Raw genomic sequence first — 15234 nt, forward strand, 5'->3', positions numbered from 1 at the left:
GTTCCATGAAGAGCACTTGGAATTTTCGGAGGCGGCCATGTTTTCACGGCGACAGATTCTGTTAGCGGGCGGCGGGCTAGGGGTTGCAGCCCTGGTCGCGGGTGTATTGCCAAAATTGTCGACCAGCACTGCAGTGGTCAGCGCAGCGCAGGCAGATGAAATGTTTGAAGTGACGCACAGCGACAGTGAATGGCATTCGATCCTGAGCGACGAGCAATACCAGATCCTGCGCGAAGAAGGCACCGAGCGCGCCTACACCAGCCCGCTGAACAACGAGCATCGGGTCGGCACTTTTGCCTGCGCCGGTTGTGATCTGGCGCTGTTTTCCTCCGCGACCAAATTCGACAGCCGCACCGGTTGGCCGAGCTTCTGGGCGCCATTGGAGCGTGCGGTGGCGGTGCGCCAGGATCGATCGTTCGGCATGTCGCGCGAAGAGGTTCACTGCCGGCGTTGCGGCGGTCACTTGGGGCATGTTTTCGATGACGGCCCGAAACCCACCGGTCTGCGTTATTGCATGAATGGCCTGGCCATGACCTTCAAAACCGTGGCGGCGTAAGCCATGAAGCGCGGGCGATCTTCACCTCACACAGGACAAATCTATGTGGCTCTTGGTTCTCGCTTATCTCGGTGGTGTGCTGACGATCGTCAGCCCTTGCATCCTGCCGGTTCTGCCTTTTGTCTTCGCTCGCACCGGGCAGCCGTTTATCAAGAGTGGCTTGCCGCTGCTGGCGGGGATGGCGCTGACCTTTGCGCTCGTCGCCTCGTTGGCGGCGGTGGGCGGCGGTTGGGTGGTGCAAGTCAATCAGTACGGGCGCTGGCTCGCGTTGCTGTTCGTTGCGCTGTTCGGGCTGACTTTGCTCCTGCCGCGTGTGGCCGAGCGCCTGACCCGGCCACTGGTGTCGGCCGGCAGTCGTCTGTCGCAAGCCGCCGGACAGGACAATCGCCCGCGTCCCGGCGCTTCGTTTCTGATCGGGGTCGCCACGGGGCTGCTCTGGGCGCCTTGCGCGGGGCCAATCCTCGGCTTGATTTTGACCGGTGCCGCGCTGCAAGGGGCAAGCATCGCCACCACGCTGTTGTTGCTCGCTTACGCGGCGGGTGCCGCGACCTCATTGGCCGCAGCGCTGTTGCTGGGCGGTAAGGTTTTCGCCTTCATGAAGCGTTCGATTGGTACCGGCGAGTGGATTCGTCGTGGCCTCGGCGCGTTGATGTTGGCCGGCGTGGCAGCGATCGCTTTGGGTCTTGATACTGGCATTCTCGCGCGGATATCGACCGCGTCTACCGGAGGGCTCGAGCAAGCATTGGTTGGCAAGCTTTCAGCAAAAAAACCTGAAGCGAACGGCACGATGATGGCGCAGATTCCGCCGGCAGATGAGTTGGCGAACGGCAGCATGATGGCCGCCGGCGGCGCGATGAAAATGGCTGCGAAAGCACCGGGCTCATTGCCGGTCGAAGGCCAGTTGCCGCCGCTCGACGGCGCCGTGCAATGGCTCAACTCGCCGCCGCTGGATGCGCAAGTGTTGAAGGGCAAAGTTGTGCTGGTGGATTTCTGGACGTACTCCTGCATCAACTGTTTGCGCACCCTGCCTTACGTCAAAGCCTGGGCGGAAAAATATCGCGATCAGGGCCTGGTGGTGATCGGCGTACACGCGCCGGAATTCGCTTTCGAACGCGATGTAGGAAACGTCACCAAAGCCATGAAGGAATTGGGCATCAATTACCCGGTGGCCATCGATAACGACTACAAGATCTGGCGCGCTTTCAACAACGAATACTGGCCGGCGCATTACTTTGCCGACGCCCAGGGACGCATTCGTTACCACCACTTTGGTGAAGGGGATTACGCCGAATCGGAACGCGTCATTCAACAACTGTTGCGTGAAGCCGGTTCGAAAACCGTCACCGATGGCTTGATCAATGCCGACGCCAAGGGCGTGCAACTGGCCCCGGACATGAACGAAGTGCAATCGCCGGAAACCTACCTCGGCTACCAGCGCGCAGAACATTTCGTGCCCGAAACTAGCCTGCTGCCCAACAAAGTTTCCGTCTATGTCCCGCCGGCCAATCTGGCCCTGAATGACTGGAGCCTCGGCGGCCAATGGAACGTCGGCGCCGAACGCGCCACCGCCGGTGCCACAGCCAGCCGCATCGTTTACCGCTTCCATGCCCGCGACCTGCATCTGGTGCTCGGGCCGGGCGCGGATGGCAAACCGGTGCGCTTCAAAGTGTCGATTGATGGTCAGGCCCCGGGCGATGCGCATGGCGTCGATGTCTCCCCCGACGGCGCTGGCCAAGTCACCGAACAGCGTTTGTATCAATTAGTGCGGCAGTCCGGCGGCGTGAAGGATCGAACCTTCAGCATCGAATTTCTCGACCCCGGTGTTTCCGCCTACGCGTTTACCTTCGGTTGATCAGGAGTGACAGACATGAAAACCCAATTCACATGGCGTCGTATGTTGCTGGCCGTTGCGGTCGTCGGCGTGATCGGCCAGGTCTCAGCGTTCTCCTTTGGCGGCGAAGACGCGGTGGTCATCCCTCCACCCACGCTCGATGAAATCACCCAGGCTCACAGCGAAACCGCGGTGTTCGCGGGCGGTTGTTTCTGGGGCGTGCAGGGTGTTTTTCAACACGTCAAAGGCGTGCAGAAAGCCGTTTCGGGATACGCCGGTGGCGCGGCCAACACCGCTGAATATGAGCGGGTCAGCGGCGGCGATACCGGCCACGCGGAATCGGTGCAGGTCACCTTCGATCCGACGCAGGTCAGCTACGGCGACCTGTTGCAGATCTACTTCTCGGTGGCCCACAACCCCACCGAACTCAACCGGCAGGGCCCAGACAGCGGCACGCAATATCGCTCGGCGCTGTTCCCAATCAATGCCGATCAGCAGAAGGTCGCACAGGCCTACATCACGCAACTCGATGCGGCCCATGCCTTCAGCAAACCGATCGTCACCAAACTGGAAAGCTACAACGGCTTTTACCCGGCAGAGGACTATCACCAGGACTTCCTGACCGAACATCCGAGCTATCCATACATCGCGATCAACGACATGCCGAAAGTGGCGAATTTGAAGCAGATGTTTGCGGAGCGTTATCAGGAAAAACCGGTGTTGGTGAAGGGCGGGTCGTGATCGAATCAAAGCCCGTTACTTTAGCCTTGGTCGCTCCATCGCAATCACTGACGTTTCAAACCCCAGACTGGCAAAGAACGCTTCAGCCCCGTCACGCCCGGCACGCAGCACCCAGGTGATGTCGGGGTTGTCGCCCATCACATGTTCAACCAGCGCTCGACCTACACCTTCTCGCCGATGGTGGTCATCAACGACCACCATCGACAGGTATCCGTTGGATAAACCGTCGGTGATGCCCCGGGCGAAACCGATAATCTGCGCATCTTTCAGTGCGACTGCCGTTCGCTGTGAATTACGGATCAGTTGCGCAAAATGCTCAGGTGAACCGACGCGATGTCCCCAGCCATGCTGTTGCAGAAACAGCCGTACTGATTCAATTTCGCCGGGATGCAAATCGCGCACGTTCAGTGTGTTTTTCATTTCAGATTACGTCCTTGTTCGTCGTTGTTTCGAGCGTAGTTGAAGCACGCGCGGAGTCAGGATTTCCCCCACATGCGCATGGCAAATTCAACGAAGCGGCGCAGCTTCGGCAGTCGATAGCGATCCTGCGCGTACAGCAAATGCATCGGCCTGCTCGGTGCGTGGTAATCAGGGATGACCTTGACCAGTTTGCCTTCACGCAGATCCTGCTCGACCAGCGCATCCGGCAGCATGACGATGCCCATGCCGTTGCGCGCGGCCTGATGCAAACCGGCGGAGCTGTTGATCAGCATCGGCCCGCTGACGTCGACCATGATTTCCCCGTCCGGGCCGCTGAGGCGCCAGCGTTTTTCCACTGATTGCCAGTCATCGCCGGCCGGATAGGCGAACGACAGGCAGTCGTGCTGCTGCAACTCTTCAGGCGTTTTTGGCATGCCGCGTCGCGCCACGTATTGCGGGGATGCGCACACGGTCAGGGTGTAATCGGTCAAGGGCCGGGCGATCAGGTTCGACTCTTCGAAATTTCCCAGTCGAAATGCCACGTCGAGACCGCTTTCCAGTAAGTCGGGGCGGCCGTTGGTCAGCACCACATCGAGTTTTACTTGTGGGTACAGCAGCGAATATTCGCTGAGCGCTGGCGCCAGGCGTTCGACACCAAAGGTCAGCGGCGCGGTGATGCGCAACATGCCACGCGGTTGATCGAGGGCTTGTTCGGCCAGGGCTTCAGAATCGGCGACCAGTCCCAGTACTTCCAGGCAGCGCTGATAATAAACGCTGCCAAACTCGGTCAGCCGCTGACGGCGAGTGGTGCGTTGCAGCAGTTGCACGCCCAGCCGTTGCTCCAGCGCGCGCAGGTGATTGCCGACCATCGTCGTCGACATGTCGCACTGCAACGCGGCCGCCGTCATGCTCCCGGCTTCGACGACTTTGACGTAGACGCTCATCGACTGGAACAGATCCATTATCAAGTCCTGCTTATAAATGATCGAAGTTTTGCCGAGTTTATCCAGTTCAAGTGGCTAACCATACTGCCAGCACACCTGCACTGGAGTTTGAAGTCATGACCGCCGCCCTGATGAACACTTACCAACCGCTAGCCCTTAGTTTCACCAAAGGCTTGGGCACCCGACTGTGGGATCAGGCGGGGCGCGAGTATCTGGACGCTGTCGCCGGGGTGGCCGTGACCAACGTCGGTCATTCGCATCCTAGGATCGTTGCCGCGATCAGCGAGCAGGCGGGCTTGCTGCTGCACACCTCCAATCTCTACAGCATCGACTGGCAGCAACAACTGGCAAAGCGGCTGACCGAGTTGTCCGGAATGCAGCGCGCGTTCTTCAACAACTCCGGCGCCGAAGCCAATGAAACCGCGCTGAAACTGGCGCGCCTTTATGGCTGGCGCAAAGGCATCGAACAGCCGTTGGTGGTGGTGATGGCCAACGCCTTTCATGGCCGCACGCTTGGTACGTTATCTGCCAGCGATGGCCCGGCGGTGCGCTTGGGTTTCAATGACCTGCCGGGGGATTTCGTCAAAGTACCGTTCGGCGATCTCGACGCGTTGGAGCACGTGCGGCAGAAGCACGGCGAGCGCATCGTTGCGATTCTGGTCGAGCCGATTCAGGGCGAGAGCGGCGTACAACTGGCACCGCCCGGTTACCTGAAAGCGCTGCGTGAAATGTGCAATCGTCAGGCGTGGTTGCTGATGCTCGATGAAATCCAGACTGGCATTGGTCGCACCGGGCGCTGGTTTGCGTTCCAGCACGAAGGCATCGTTCCGGATGTCATGACGCTGGCGAAAGGACTGGGCAATGGCGTGCCGATCGGCGCGTGTCTGGCACGGGGCAGGGCGGCGGATCTGTTCACGCCGGGCAGCCATGGCAGCACGTTCGGCGGTAATCCGCTGGCCTGCCGGGTGGGTTGCACGGTGCTGGATATTATCGAAGAGCAGGGCTTGCTGGAGAACGCGCGGCTGCAGGGTGAGCGTCTGCTGACGCGGCTGCGTGCAGAACTGGCGGACAATCCCAATGTGCTGGCGATTCGAGGTTTGGGTTTAATGATCGGTATCGAGTTGAAGCAACCGGTTCGTGATCTGACGCTGATCGCGGCGCGGGATCATGGCTTGCTGATCAACGTCACGCGTGGCAAAACGATACGGCTGCTGCCACCGCTGACGATTGATGAGCGGGAGGTGGAGATGATTGTCAGGGGGATTGGGCGAGTTGTTCAGTAGTGGTATCTGCAGTGGATGACGCAAATCTCACCGTCCTCGACCCTATAGATCAAACGGTGCTCGGCAGTTATGCGTCGTGACCACAAGCCGCTCAAGTTGTGTTTGAGCGGCTCGGGTTTACCCAAACCTTCGAACGGTTGTCGATGGATTGCTTTGATCAACAGATTGATACGTTTAAGTCCGGCCTTATCGTTCTGCTGAAACCATAAATAGTCTTCCCAGCCTGTCGGCGTGAACTCGATTTTCATTCTTCGATCAATTGCCTGACTTTGGCTTTCCCGGCGCGCATTTCGCCAATCGATTTGATCAACCGCTCGGCGTTGGCTGGTGAGCGCAGCAAGTAGGCTGTCTCTTCGAGCGCGTTGTACTCGGCGAGAGACATCATTACGACAGGCTCGCCTTTTTGGCGGGTTACCAGCAGTGGCGCTCGGTCTTCATTGACGCGATCCATCGTTTCGGCCAGATGGGCGCGGGCTGTGGTGTAGTTGATGGTTTGCATGTAGTCGTCCTCGCTGGATGCAAAGAACGTACAGAAATGAGTACATGATGACAAGGCGATACCTACCAGTGGTTGTTTCACAGAAGGACTGTCTGCGAGCACATCCAGTATCACTCAAGAGCATTGGAGACGTTTCTGAGAAGGTTGTAATCCTTATCCCGCGTCCCCTGCAGCGAAACCCCTTCGCGATGTCGTCCGCTACCAATCTCACTGTAGGAAAAGCGTCGGGCCTCAGTCCGGATAATCCGTCATATCCGGCGCCAGCATTCGCGTCTTCACCTTTCCGTTCGAGTTGTGCTGAAAGATCTCCCGCGGTTGCCCCTGTTCGTTGAAAAACACCTGGCCGATTCCCGCCGAATTCCACAAGCGTTCCCCAGCCTCTGCATGTTCAGGCGTGTACGGAACAATGCGCATCAGCCGGCGTTTGGTGAACCAGTTCAGCGGTGAGCGCGGCGAGTAGAGCCAGCGGTTGAGGCGGTCGAACCATTCCAGCAAGGTTGGCGGAAACTCGTTTTTGATCCCGCTGCTGGTGATCTGCCAGATCCGTGGGCCGGCCTTGCGGTGTCGGATAAGGACTTCGTAGACGAAGGAATAATGCACATCGCCGGACAGCACCACGTAGTTACCCGGTGTACGTGAGTGTCGGAAAATGTTCAGGATCACCTGTGCCGCGCCGCGATGGGCCATCCAGTTTTCCGCGTCGACCAGCAGTGGAAAACCGCACCAACTGAAGACCTTTTGCACGGTTTCGATCAGCTTGACGCCGAAGATCGGCGCCGGTGAAACGATGATCGCCGACGGGTGATCAAGCAGTTCCTGTTGCAGTTCGCTCAAGGCCTCCCAATCGAGAAGTCCCGACGGTTGCTTGAGCGCCATCTCGCTGCGCCAGCGTCGGGTGCGGGTGTCGATGACTACCAGCGCGGGACTGCTCGGCAACACGAAATGCCAGTTTTGAAAGCGCAGCAAGTCATCGATCAGCGCGTCCTGCACCGGGCTGTCGAGATATTGATCGTCGCCGCTGGCGCTCAAACCTTGAGTTTGCTTCAGCAGATCCTTGAAGGCGTCCGGGTTATTGCCCCAGCCTTGGCACAACATATAGGCGATCAAAGCGTTGCCGATGATGCGTTTGGAGAACGGATGACCGTAGGCCGTTTCCTCCCATTGCGCGGACAGATTCCAGTCATCGGTGATGTCGTGATCGTCGAAAATCATCAGGCTCGGCAGATGCGCGAGCGCCCGGGCGACGTTGCCCAGGCCTAGTGTGAAGGCATCGATCCGCGTTTGTTCGAGGGCATAGCGCTTGAGGCGTTCGGGCGTGAGTGCTGGCGCTTGCGGATCAACCAGTGTCCACGCGGTTGGCGACCACACCAGCAAGTACATCGCCATGACTTCGGCGAACGTCACCAGGTGATTGTCAGCGCTGCTGCTGGTGAAAATCGGCTTACGTGCGCCGCCGAAAAATCGCTCACGCAAAGTCTCGTTGCTCTCCAGCGCCGGTAACAAATCCGCGCGGTGGTAGTAGCTCGCCGGGTGTTCGTAGAGCTTGGCACTGTCGCTGACCACGGCGCCTTCGAGGTGCTCGTCGAACAGGCAGAGACGTGCAATCAATGCATGAATCGCGCGCAGCATTGGCCCGGCGACGTCGTCGGCGTAGACCTGATCGCCGCTCATCATCAACAGCGCCGGGCGTTGTTGCGGGTCGGTTTCGCTGGCCAGAAGCTTGTCGACGCAGAGCAAACCATCCGCCGCCGGGTGATGCGGTTTGCGGCAGGAGCCATGCAGCAACTGATCGATCCGCGAACGCACAACAAGGTTCGGGCTCGTCGCATTGCCATACAACAGATGGGGCGCCCAATCGGCGATGCCATGGGTGTCGTCAATCAGCAGGTCGTAGTCGACGAGGGTGTCGCAGGGCAGGGCGTTTTCCAGGGTGACATCGATGAGATGAACAAACGCCTGACGGCCTACGGGAATGACGGTGCATTTCGCCGCATCGAGAGGAATCTCTCCTACACCTTGCAGGCGCAAGGTCAGAGACAGTTGGCGCGTGCCGACCAGCCACAACACCAGCCGAGTCGGTTCCAGCCGTCGCAGCAGCGGGCCGGCCAAAACAGGTGGCAGCGGGGTCAGGTCATCAAGGGTTGCGGACATCCGGGGACAAAGCTCAAGGCGCACAGGTCGGCGATGATAGCGCAGCCGGCGCCTTGAACCCTTAAGTGAGGCTTAAGAGTTGGTTTTCTGTAGCTTCAGCGCCAACAACTGCCATTCACCGGACGACGCCTGTTCTTGCACCGAGCAGTCGAAACGGTAGGTGACATCGTCGCCGTTCATGTTGCGCGCGGTGACGCTGTTGCTGAAGGTGTACACCTGATTCTTGAAGCGCTGGGTGGTGATCGCCTTGCTGTCGGCAAAACGCGCCGAAGCCGGGAAGCGCAACGTGCTGGTCACCAGCGGACTGCACATGACATAGGCGAGCATCGACTTGTCGCTGTCAGCGTCATGCCCGAGTTTTTTGCTCAGGGCGGTCAGGGCTTTGCGTCCTTGTTCGTCACTTTGATCCAGTACGGTTTTTTCCGAGATCAACGTCGGCGCGCGGCTGGCGTAGTTCGGCAGCAGCGCAGAATCCGGCGGCGATGGCGTGTTGTCCGGTTCGATGGCGGCGAAGTTCGGCGCGTTTTCGAGCGGAGCAGGTGCCGCCGCTGATTCGAACTCAGGCAGTAAAGAAGTCGGCTCGACGTTCTGCGCGACGGTGTTTTCGACCGGCGCCTGTTCAGCGCTGTGCCTGGATGGCAGCAGCGACAGCGTGATCGACAGCACCACCAACCCGACAATGAAACCGCCCGCTGCGCCGACGATATTGCCGTAGAACAGATTCCAGCTGCCGCGGTTCTTCACTACCCAGCGCCACATGAAACCCCAGGCGGCGATGAACGCCAGAAAACGCAGAAACTCCATTCGATCCTTTCCTTAACCTGCAAAAAGCTTGAAGCAGCGCGTGTTGAGACAGCGCGCTGTTGATGGACGGCAAGATATCAAAATCGACGTCTGGCGCCACGAACACATTCACCGACTGCTCAAACGAACGCTACGTCAGGGCGAAAAACGCCAGTGTAGTGATGCCCGCCGCGGTGCCGCAAAGGGCAGCCAAAAGCTGACGAGCGATTGGAGGTTCAACTTGCGAGCGGCGTGCGACCCACATCCATACGCCGATGAGCGCACCGGCAGTCGCCATCATTTCCATCAGGGTGCCGATAACGCCAGGCACCGGTGGCCGCGCTGAACCGAACAGTCCTTCACACAACTGCGCACTGGTCAGGCCAACGATCAGCCCACTGATAGCGCCCAACACATTGGCAAGCAACAGATTCCAAGTCCCACGGACTTTGACCACCCACACCCACATCGCTGGCCAAACCACAAAGAACACCAACACATCCATCGTCTTTCTCTCCTGAAATCAGCGCGGGTCGAAGCGCTCGATGCCCCAACCGACAGTGGACGGCAAGATAGCAAAATAGTAGCGTCGCGCCACGCTGGTCATCCTGGTAAAGGCTTTCCGGAAGATATTTTTTGTACTAGACGCGCGTCACTGATACGAAGCACGACCAGGATGTTTTCTCGAACAGAAGGATGGACAGATGATCGACTTCAACAACAAAGGCTTCTTCAAGCTCAAGCAAAACGATGAGTACGCGCAACGCGTGACCGAACTATTGCTCGATGGGGAAGAGGTCATCGACTCCTACAAGTCGATGCGTGATGGCGTGGTGTTTACCAACAAACGCATCATCGCCGTCAACGTTCAAGGCATCACCGGCAGCAAGAAAGACTTCACGTCGCTGCCGTATAAAAACATCGTCGCGTATTCCGTGGAAACGTCGGGGACGTTCGATCTGGACTCGGAGCTGGAGATTTACTTTTCGTCGCTGGGGAAAGTGAAATTCGAATTCACCGGGAAGACCTCGATGGTCGAGATTTCGAAAGTGATCTCTCAGCACGTACATTGAATTAGAGCTGAATGCGGATGATCTGGCGTGCCTAATATGGTGGGGGGAGAGCTTTTTTGACGGGGCTGCTGCGCCTTAAGATCGCTGGCCATAGCAGTGCGATGTGGATGTTTCAATGTTTGTTCGGTAAAGATTTAGGGTGGACGGGACGATGGCAAAATAGTAGCTTCGGTACAAAGACCTCCATTCAAGCGAGGTTCGGAGTTTTTTGCATCTCGTTAAAGGAAGACGTAATGCTATCTATTCCCCCTTCTCGTTGCTCGCATACACCCCATGCTAAATCATTGAGCCAATACCTCGGGTTTTTACTATTGTCAGCGAGTAGTGCCGACGTGCGTGGCTGTAATTTGCTATTGCGATTGATGGGTTTCTGTGTCGAATTTAATTCTTTTGTTTTTATGATACTTACTAAGAAATTAAAGACTATATTTTCTTGTGTGCTGGTTTGTAATATTCATATTAACTTGAGTGTTCGCGTATGAAACATCCGGACAAATTTTTAAGTGTCGTTTTTCATGAGTCTGGGGGGATTGGTGATGACCTTGCTCTCTGTGCTGGCTTTGAGCGCGGTAAGTGGCGAAATGATCAGTTTGCAGATCATATAATAGAGTGGTTGCCAGAGTTCGCGCTAAGTTACTCTGAGATAAATGAAATTGGCCACCATAATGCACTGCGGATTATAAAGCGTGCAGCAAAAATTGTTTACGATACGGAAAAGTACGGATTGCGAGGCGAGTTTGGTGAGATATTGCTTCATATAGCCATTAGGCAAGTATATAAAACGCTTCCCGCTATAAATAAGATTTATTACAAGAGCTCAGTTAACGAGACGGTGAAAGGATTCGACGCTGTTCATGTAGTGAAGAAAGACGACGGGCTTGAACTCTGGGTAGGTGAAACCAAATTTTATAATAAGGTTTCTAGGGCGATCTACGATGTGGTCAAGGAGATAGTTGACCATTTGGAAACTGACTACCTTAAGTCGGAATTTATTCTGATAAGAAATAAAATAGACCCGGAGTGGCCCGAGGCGGAAGAGCTAAGGGAATTACTTCACGAAAATACATCTTTGGATAAAGTGTTTCGGCAAGCTTGCATACCTGTTTTACTAACTTACGATAGTGAGGTGGTGAAAGGTGGTGCGATAGATAAAGAGTACGAGAGTAATATCAGGGATGAAATTGTTGATGCATATTCTAGTTTTCGAAATAAGTTAAATGATCAGTATTCAGAGAGGTTTTTTACAGTTCTGCCAATAACCGTTCATGTGATTTTGATCCCGCTACATGAGAAAAAAGAGTTAATTGCCGCTTTGGATAAACGCCTAAAGGCTCTTCAGATATGATAGATCATCAGGCTGTGCGAAAAGAATTGAGAGGGGGTGAGTGGGTAAATACACCCTTCAAAATGCTCTCGGTAGTATCTGCTATATGTTCTAGCAATTTAGAGGTTGGGCGGGAGTTTGTAATTAGGACACTCGCGAAGCGTGATAGGCTTGATGTTCTATATCGAAATATAGTTGATGAGTTGGCTATGCAGGTTGGATTGTATCCATATGCGTCGGATCTCGAGAGCTTATCACTTCGAAGCGCATTTACACATGCGAGTAACCGAGCGGAAAAAGAGATGGAGAATTATGTCCTCCATAGCTCGCAGACTAGGATTCTGAGAAAACTGATGGCTGGTGAGTCGGTTATTTTAAGCGCTCCCACATCTTATGGTAAAAGCTTGTTAATTGATGTGATTATATCTGAAAAAAACTTTTCGAATATTGTATTGATTTTGCCAACGCTGGCGTTGGTAGAAGAGACTCGTCGTAGAATGTCAAGGTTCGTTGGGCGTTATAATATTTTAACTACGGGAGGACAGGAGCAGAGTGAGCGCAATATTTTTGTACTGACACAAGAGCGCTTTTTGGCAATGGAGACTGAAATTCCAGATGTCGATTTTTTTGCTATTGACGAATTTTATAAGCTTTCAATTTCTGGTGAGGGTGATAGGGCAACACTTCTCAATCAAGCACTCATAAAGCTAGTTAAGACGGGCGCTCAGTTTTATCTGCTTGGTCCTTCAATCAAATCTATACCCGAGATCGTAACAGACCGCTTGAAGTGTAGTTTTTATATCGAAGACTTTCAAACGGTCGCAATTGAACTGCACGTTCTTAGCAAAAAACCAAGTAGAGAGGAGGCGTTCGCAAACTTGCTAGACGGGCTGGATGGGCAGACGTTGGTGTATTGCCAGTCTCCGGCGAGTACTCGAAAGCTTCTTAAGAATTATCTGGCATTAAGGGATGTGCCGCTTTCTGAAGATGAAGAGCTGATCGAGGCCGCTCAATGGACCTCTCGGCACTATCATGATGAATGGTTGGTTTCTGTTGCATTAATGCATGGAGTCGGTATACATCATGGTAGGTTACCGAGATCTCTAGGCCGATTCATGATTCGAGCTTTTGAAGAAGGGAAACTGAATATCCTTCTCTGTACATCGACCTTGATTGAAGGAGTGAATACAGCGGCAAAAAATGTCGTCGTATATGACGGATCGCTGAATAAAAAACCTCTAGATTTTTTTACATTTAATAATATAAGAGGAAGATCAGGTAGGATGTTTAAGCACTTTGTTGGAAGTGTTTACTGTTTTGATGCTCCTCCAGAAGAAAATCTTCCCTTCGTTGATATACCGTCATTCAATCCTACAGAAACAACTCCAAGCAGTATTCTTATAAATCTACCCGAAGGTTTAGTTCCAGTGGGGCTCCAGGGCAAAGTGGATCTGCTAACTAAACAAGATTTGCTGCCTGTAGAAGTTCTGAGGAAGTTGTCGGGGATAGAACCGGAGTATCTGTTAGATACTGCAAAATATTTGTATGGCTTGGATGTTCGTGAACTGCAAAAGCTAGTTTGGTCAAGCCGCCCTAGGTATGAAGACATAAAAGCTACATCTGAAATTATATGGAAACAGCTCGGAGGTGCTGGAACTGCCCGGCAGAGTTCTATGCGTACGTCATCCATGATGACATTGTATGTTTGGAGGTTGTACGCGTTAAGAAGCGTTCCAAGGTTCAGGCGGGAAATGATAAAAAGTCAAATTGACTTTGGTACTTCACCTGATGACTCAGTTGAAAATGTACTTGCTTTTCTAAGGGGGTGGGCATCGTTCAATTATCCGAAATATTTGATTTCGCTTAATGAGGTGTTGAATGTTGTACTTGTGAAGCGAGGATTGAAAGGTGCAAATTATATAGCGTTTGCCGCATCTATTGAGCATTTATTTCAACCTTCGTCCTTCTCAACTCTCGAGGAATACGGGCTTCCAACGGAAATTTCGGAAAAACTTATGGCCGGTCAAGTTTTCTCTAAAGATGATGGTTTAGAGTATGTGGTGAATAAGCTGAAGCAAAAAGAGTTAGGGGCGTTTGCAGATGGCGTCTTTGAAAGGCGCGTCATAGAGGATTTTCAAGAGGGTATTGGATCGAAGGTTGGATCGACAAAAAAGAAATGAAAAAGTTTTTTCAAGAATCAGGGGGAATAGTGTTTTATTATCTGTAGAATTGATGTGGGTTCGTTTTGTTGGCGGTGTCAATATGGAAAGGTCTAACTTGGTTTGGTAAATATTGGGGTGAGTGATGGGTGTTTCAAAGCCAATAGTATTGCCTAGTATCAAATTTGATAAGCAAGGTGAAGCTGACGCATTTTTTAAAGGTATTTTGGATCGTTATGAAGATGATGAGTATCTAGATGCGGTAGATGAAGAATTTGTTTATGAGTTGCTTCAGAGACATCCAGACGCTGACTTAAAGATTGGAAGTGGTGTTGTAGGCATTTATCGGGGCAGATCGACTGACCATCCATCGAGTTGTTTTCATGTGCACAGAAATGATGGGTCGAAGACAGATTTCTCTTACAAAACATGCGTTAGGGGAACTTCTCCTAGTTTGAAATCTTGCTTCTATCAAGCTTGCCAGAGATCAGTTGCTAATTCTGTTTCTGATAGAAAGAAACGTTTATTTGAGATCGCTGGGGGCGAAATTGCTTGCCGCAAGACCGGGGTTCTTACTACATTTACTACGTCTGATTATCGACATACGACTCCCCGCTTTAGGGAGATTGTAGAGGGATTTATTGAATTCCATAATATTACAGTATCAGAGCGTTTGATTTCGAGAGGGGCTGACATGCAATATTCTGCCGTTTTTTCTGATCCTAGTATGGCGAATGATTTTTTAAGTTATCATCTTAAAGTTGCGAGCCTTGAGATTTTTAAGCGTTACGAAATTCCGATTCGTTCTTAGTGTGGTGAGTTGTTATTAATGCTAGGTAGTTGTATTTTTAGTTATGTGAGGCTGAGTTTTAGGTGCGTTTCGGGCGCTGGCAAGGATTTACAGTAGGGTTCTATATATATTAGTTGGCTCAAGTAATCCCTATAGTATCTCTTTTAAATAGCCCTTGAGCGCAAGGAGCGGCTGATCCAACTGCTCCAGCGAACGCGCCCCGCTGAACTCAACTGACAACTTCTGCAACTCCCGCCCCAATGGTTTCTCAACACCACCCAAGGCATCCATCGCCAGGCCGAGGCACTCATTCATCTTCAATTGAATAGTCTCGACATCGCCACGTTTCACCAACAACTCGAAAATATCTCGCTGGTAGTCACCCATGACCATGTCATCGCGCAGGATCGGGCTTAGGCCCTCTTCCTCATACGCGAGTTTCAGGGAGAACAGGGCGACTGTTTCCAGTGACGTTTCCATGGTGATGATCCTTGGGGTTTTCGTCGGTCGAGAAGCTGAAGGTCAAAAGATCGCAGCCTGCGGCAGCTCCTACATAATCTGAGGGGCTTTATTGCAGGCGAAAAAAAAGGCCTTGCTAAGCAAGACCTTTCTTAATTTTGGTGCCCGAGGGAGACTCGAGCGTTCCATATAAACCGTGGTCTGTAGCCCTTTTATGCTGC

General features: G+C 53.4%; 16 protein-coding genes. 8 read left to right on the forward strand and 8 right to left on the reverse strand.

Going from position 1 to position 15234, the window contains the following annotated elements; all coding sequences use genetic code 11:
• Positions 1-37: 37 nt before the first annotated feature.
• The 3 genes from msrB to msrA are packed head-to-tail and all read left to right on the forward strand — an operon-like array spanning position 38 to position 3128.
• On the forward strand, positions 38-556 hold the full coding sequence (gene msrB / locus QMX93_RS07890) for a peptide-methionine (R)-S-oxide reductase MsrB (protein ID WP_282354342.1): 519 nt from the start codon (positions 38-40) through the stop codon (positions 554-556).
• Positions 557-599: 43 nt separating this feature from the next.
• Positions 600-2408: a cytochrome c biogenesis protein DipZ gene (locus QMX93_RS07895; protein ID WP_282354344.1), complete on the forward strand. Its 1809-nt coding sequence runs from the start codon at positions 600-602 to the stop codon at positions 2406-2408.
• Between the two features lie 15 nt (positions 2409-2423).
• Positions 2424-3128, forward strand: a complete 705-nt coding sequence (gene msrA, locus QMX93_RS07900; RefSeq protein ID WP_282354346.1) for a peptide-methionine (S)-S-oxide reductase MsrA — start codon at positions 2424-2426, stop codon at positions 3126-3128.
• Positions 3129-3143: 15 nt separating this feature from the next.
• Here the strand turns inward: msrA and QMX93_RS07905 are convergent, their stop codons facing one another.
• Both QMX93_RS07905 and QMX93_RS07910 read right to left on the reverse strand, forming a co-directional pair.
• Positions 3144-3548, reverse strand: coding sequence for a GNAT family N-acetyltransferase (locus QMX93_RS07905; RefSeq protein ID WP_282354348.1), 405 nt, complete (start codon positions 3546-3548; stop codon positions 3144-3146).
• Positions 3549-3604: 56 nt separating this feature from the next.
• On the reverse strand, positions 3605-4510 hold the full coding sequence (locus QMX93_RS07910) for a LysR family transcriptional regulator (protein ID WP_282354350.1): 906 nt from the start codon (positions 4508-4510) through the stop codon (positions 3605-3607).
• Positions 4511-4608: 98 nt separating this feature from the next.
• Here QMX93_RS07910 and QMX93_RS07915 point away from each other — a divergent pair, with 98 nt between their 5' ends.
• On the forward strand, positions 4609-5775 hold the full coding sequence (locus QMX93_RS07915) for an aspartate aminotransferase family protein (protein ID WP_282354351.1): 1167 nt from the start codon (positions 4609-4611) through the stop codon (positions 5773-5775).
• Here the strand turns inward: QMX93_RS07915 and QMX93_RS07920 are convergent.
• The 5 genes from QMX93_RS07920 to QMX93_RS07940 form a co-directional block, all read right to left on the reverse strand.
• A complete protein-coding gene (locus QMX93_RS07920) occupies positions 5769-6023 on the reverse strand; it encodes a Txe/YoeB family addiction module toxin (RefSeq protein ID WP_159813989.1) in 255 nt (84 codons plus the stop codon). The two genes, QMX93_RS07915 and QMX93_RS07920, sit on opposite strands and share 7 nt — an antisense overlap.
• Positions 6020-6274, reverse strand: coding sequence for a type II toxin-antitoxin system prevent-host-death family antitoxin (locus QMX93_RS07925; RefSeq protein ID WP_086791676.1), 255 nt, complete (start codon positions 6272-6274; stop codon positions 6020-6022). The genes QMX93_RS07920 and QMX93_RS07925 overlap by 4 nt, the downstream gene beginning before the upstream one ends.
• 231 nt (positions 6275-6505) lie before the next feature.
• On the reverse strand, positions 6506-8425 hold the full coding sequence (locus tag QMX93_RS07930; RefSeq protein WP_282354358.1) for an alkaline phosphatase D family protein: 1920 nt from the start codon (positions 8423-8425) through the stop codon (positions 6506-6508).
• 72 nt (positions 8426-8497) lie between these two features.
• Positions 8498-9229, reverse strand: a complete 732-nt coding sequence (locus QMX93_RS07935) for a hypothetical protein (protein WP_282354360.1) — start codon at positions 9227-9229, stop codon at positions 8498-8500.
• A gap of 130 nt (positions 9230-9359) precedes the next feature.
• Positions 9360-9713, reverse strand: a complete 354-nt coding sequence (locus tag QMX93_RS07940) for a hypothetical protein (protein ID WP_282354362.1) — start codon at positions 9711-9713, stop codon at positions 9360-9362.
• 199 nt (positions 9714-9912) lie between these two features.
• On the opposite strand from QMX93_RS07940, the gene QMX93_RS07945 reads away from it, so the two are divergent.
• The 4 genes from QMX93_RS07945 (at position 9913) to QMX93_RS07960 (ending at position 14575) form a co-directional block, all read left to right on the forward strand.
• On the forward strand, positions 9913-10281 hold the full coding sequence (locus QMX93_RS07945) for a PH domain-containing protein (RefSeq protein ID WP_282354364.1): 369 nt from the start codon (positions 9913-9915) through the stop codon (positions 10279-10281).
• A 478-nt stretch (positions 10282-10759) separates the two neighbouring features.
• Positions 10760-11626, forward strand: coding sequence for a DUF1837 domain-containing protein (locus QMX93_RS07950; protein WP_282354366.1), 867 nt, complete (start codon positions 10760-10762; stop codon positions 11624-11626).
• Positions 11623-13785, forward strand: a complete 2163-nt coding sequence (locus QMX93_RS07955) for a DEAD/DEAH box helicase (RefSeq protein WP_282354368.1) — start codon at positions 11623-11625, stop codon at positions 13783-13785. Before QMX93_RS07950 ends, QMX93_RS07955 begins: the two co-directional genes overlap by 4 nt.
• Before the next feature lie 124 nt (positions 13786-13909).
• Positions 13910-14575 carry a DCL family protein gene (locus QMX93_RS07960; RefSeq protein WP_282354371.1) on the forward strand — a complete coding sequence of 222 codons (666 nt, stop codon included), beginning with the start codon at positions 13910-13912 and terminating at the stop codon, positions 14573-14575.
• Between the two features lie 129 nt (positions 14576-14704).
• Here the strand turns inward: QMX93_RS07960 and QMX93_RS07965 are convergent, their stop codons facing one another.
• Entirely contained in the window at positions 14705-15034 is a 330-nt protein-coding gene (locus QMX93_RS07965) for a hypothetical protein (protein ID WP_282354373.1), read from the reverse strand.
• Between the last annotated feature and the right edge of the window lie 200 nt (positions 15035-15234).

Origin of the sequence: Pseudomonas sp. PS01303 (assembly GCF_029959385.1) — a bacterium.
Taxonomy (GTDB): Bacteria; Pseudomonadota; Gammaproteobacteria; order Pseudomonadales; family Pseudomonadaceae; genus Aquipseudomonas; species Aquipseudomonas rustica.

Coding starts and splice junctions, on each gene's coding strand:
- msrB (WP_282354342.1), top strand. CDS start 38: ATGTTTTCACGGCGACAGATTCTGTTAGCGGGCGGCGGGCTAGGGGTT.
- QMX93_RS07895 (WP_282354344.1), top strand. CDS start 600: ATGTGGCTCTTGGTTCTCGCTTATCTCGGTGGTGTGCTGACGATCGTC.
- msrA (WP_282354346.1), top strand. CDS start 2,424: ATGAAAACCCAATTCACATGGCGTCGTATGTTGCTGGCCGTTGCGGTC.
- QMX93_RS07905 (WP_282354348.1), bottom strand. CDS start 3,548: ATGAAAAACACACTGAACGTGCGCGATTTGCATCCCGGCGAAATTGAA.
- QMX93_RS07910 (WP_282354350.1), bottom strand. CDS start 4,510: ATGGATCTGTTCCAGTCGATGAGCGTCTACGTCAAAGTCGTCGAAGCC.
- QMX93_RS07915 (WP_282354351.1), top strand. CDS start 4,609: ATGACCGCCGCCCTGATGAACACTTACCAACCGCTAGCCCTTAGTTTC.
- QMX93_RS07920 (WP_159813989.1), bottom strand. CDS start 6,023: ATGAAAATCGAGTTCACGCCGACAGGCTGGGAAGACTATTTATGGTTT.
- QMX93_RS07925 (WP_086791676.1), bottom strand. CDS start 6,274: ATGCAAACCATCAACTACACCACAGCCCGCGCCCATCTGGCCGAAACG.
- QMX93_RS07930 (WP_282354358.1), bottom strand. CDS start 8,425: ATGTCCGCAACCCTTGATGACCTGACCCCGCTGCCACCTGTTTTGGCC.
- QMX93_RS07935 (WP_282354360.1), bottom strand. CDS start 9,229: ATGGAGTTTCTGCGTTTTCTGGCGTTCATCGCCGCCTGGGGTTTCATG.
- QMX93_RS07940 (WP_282354362.1), bottom strand. CDS start 9,713: ATGGATGTGTTGGTGTTCTTTGTGGTTTGGCCAGCGATGTGGGTGTGG.
- QMX93_RS07945 (WP_282354364.1), top strand. CDS start 9,913: ATGATCGACTTCAACAACAAAGGCTTCTTCAAGCTCAAGCAAAACGAT.
- QMX93_RS07950 (WP_282354366.1), top strand. CDS start 10,760: ATGAAACATCCGGACAAATTTTTAAGTGTCGTTTTTCATGAGTCTGGG.
- QMX93_RS07955 (WP_282354368.1), top strand. CDS start 11,623: ATGATAGATCATCAGGCTGTGCGAAAAGAATTGAGAGGGGGTGAGTGG.
- QMX93_RS07960 (WP_282354371.1), top strand. CDS start 13,910: ATGGGTGTTTCAAAGCCAATAGTATTGCCTAGTATCAAATTTGATAAG.
- QMX93_RS07965 (WP_282354373.1), bottom strand. CDS start 15,034: ATGGAAACGTCACTGGAAACAGTCGCCCTGTTCTCCCTGAAACTCGCG.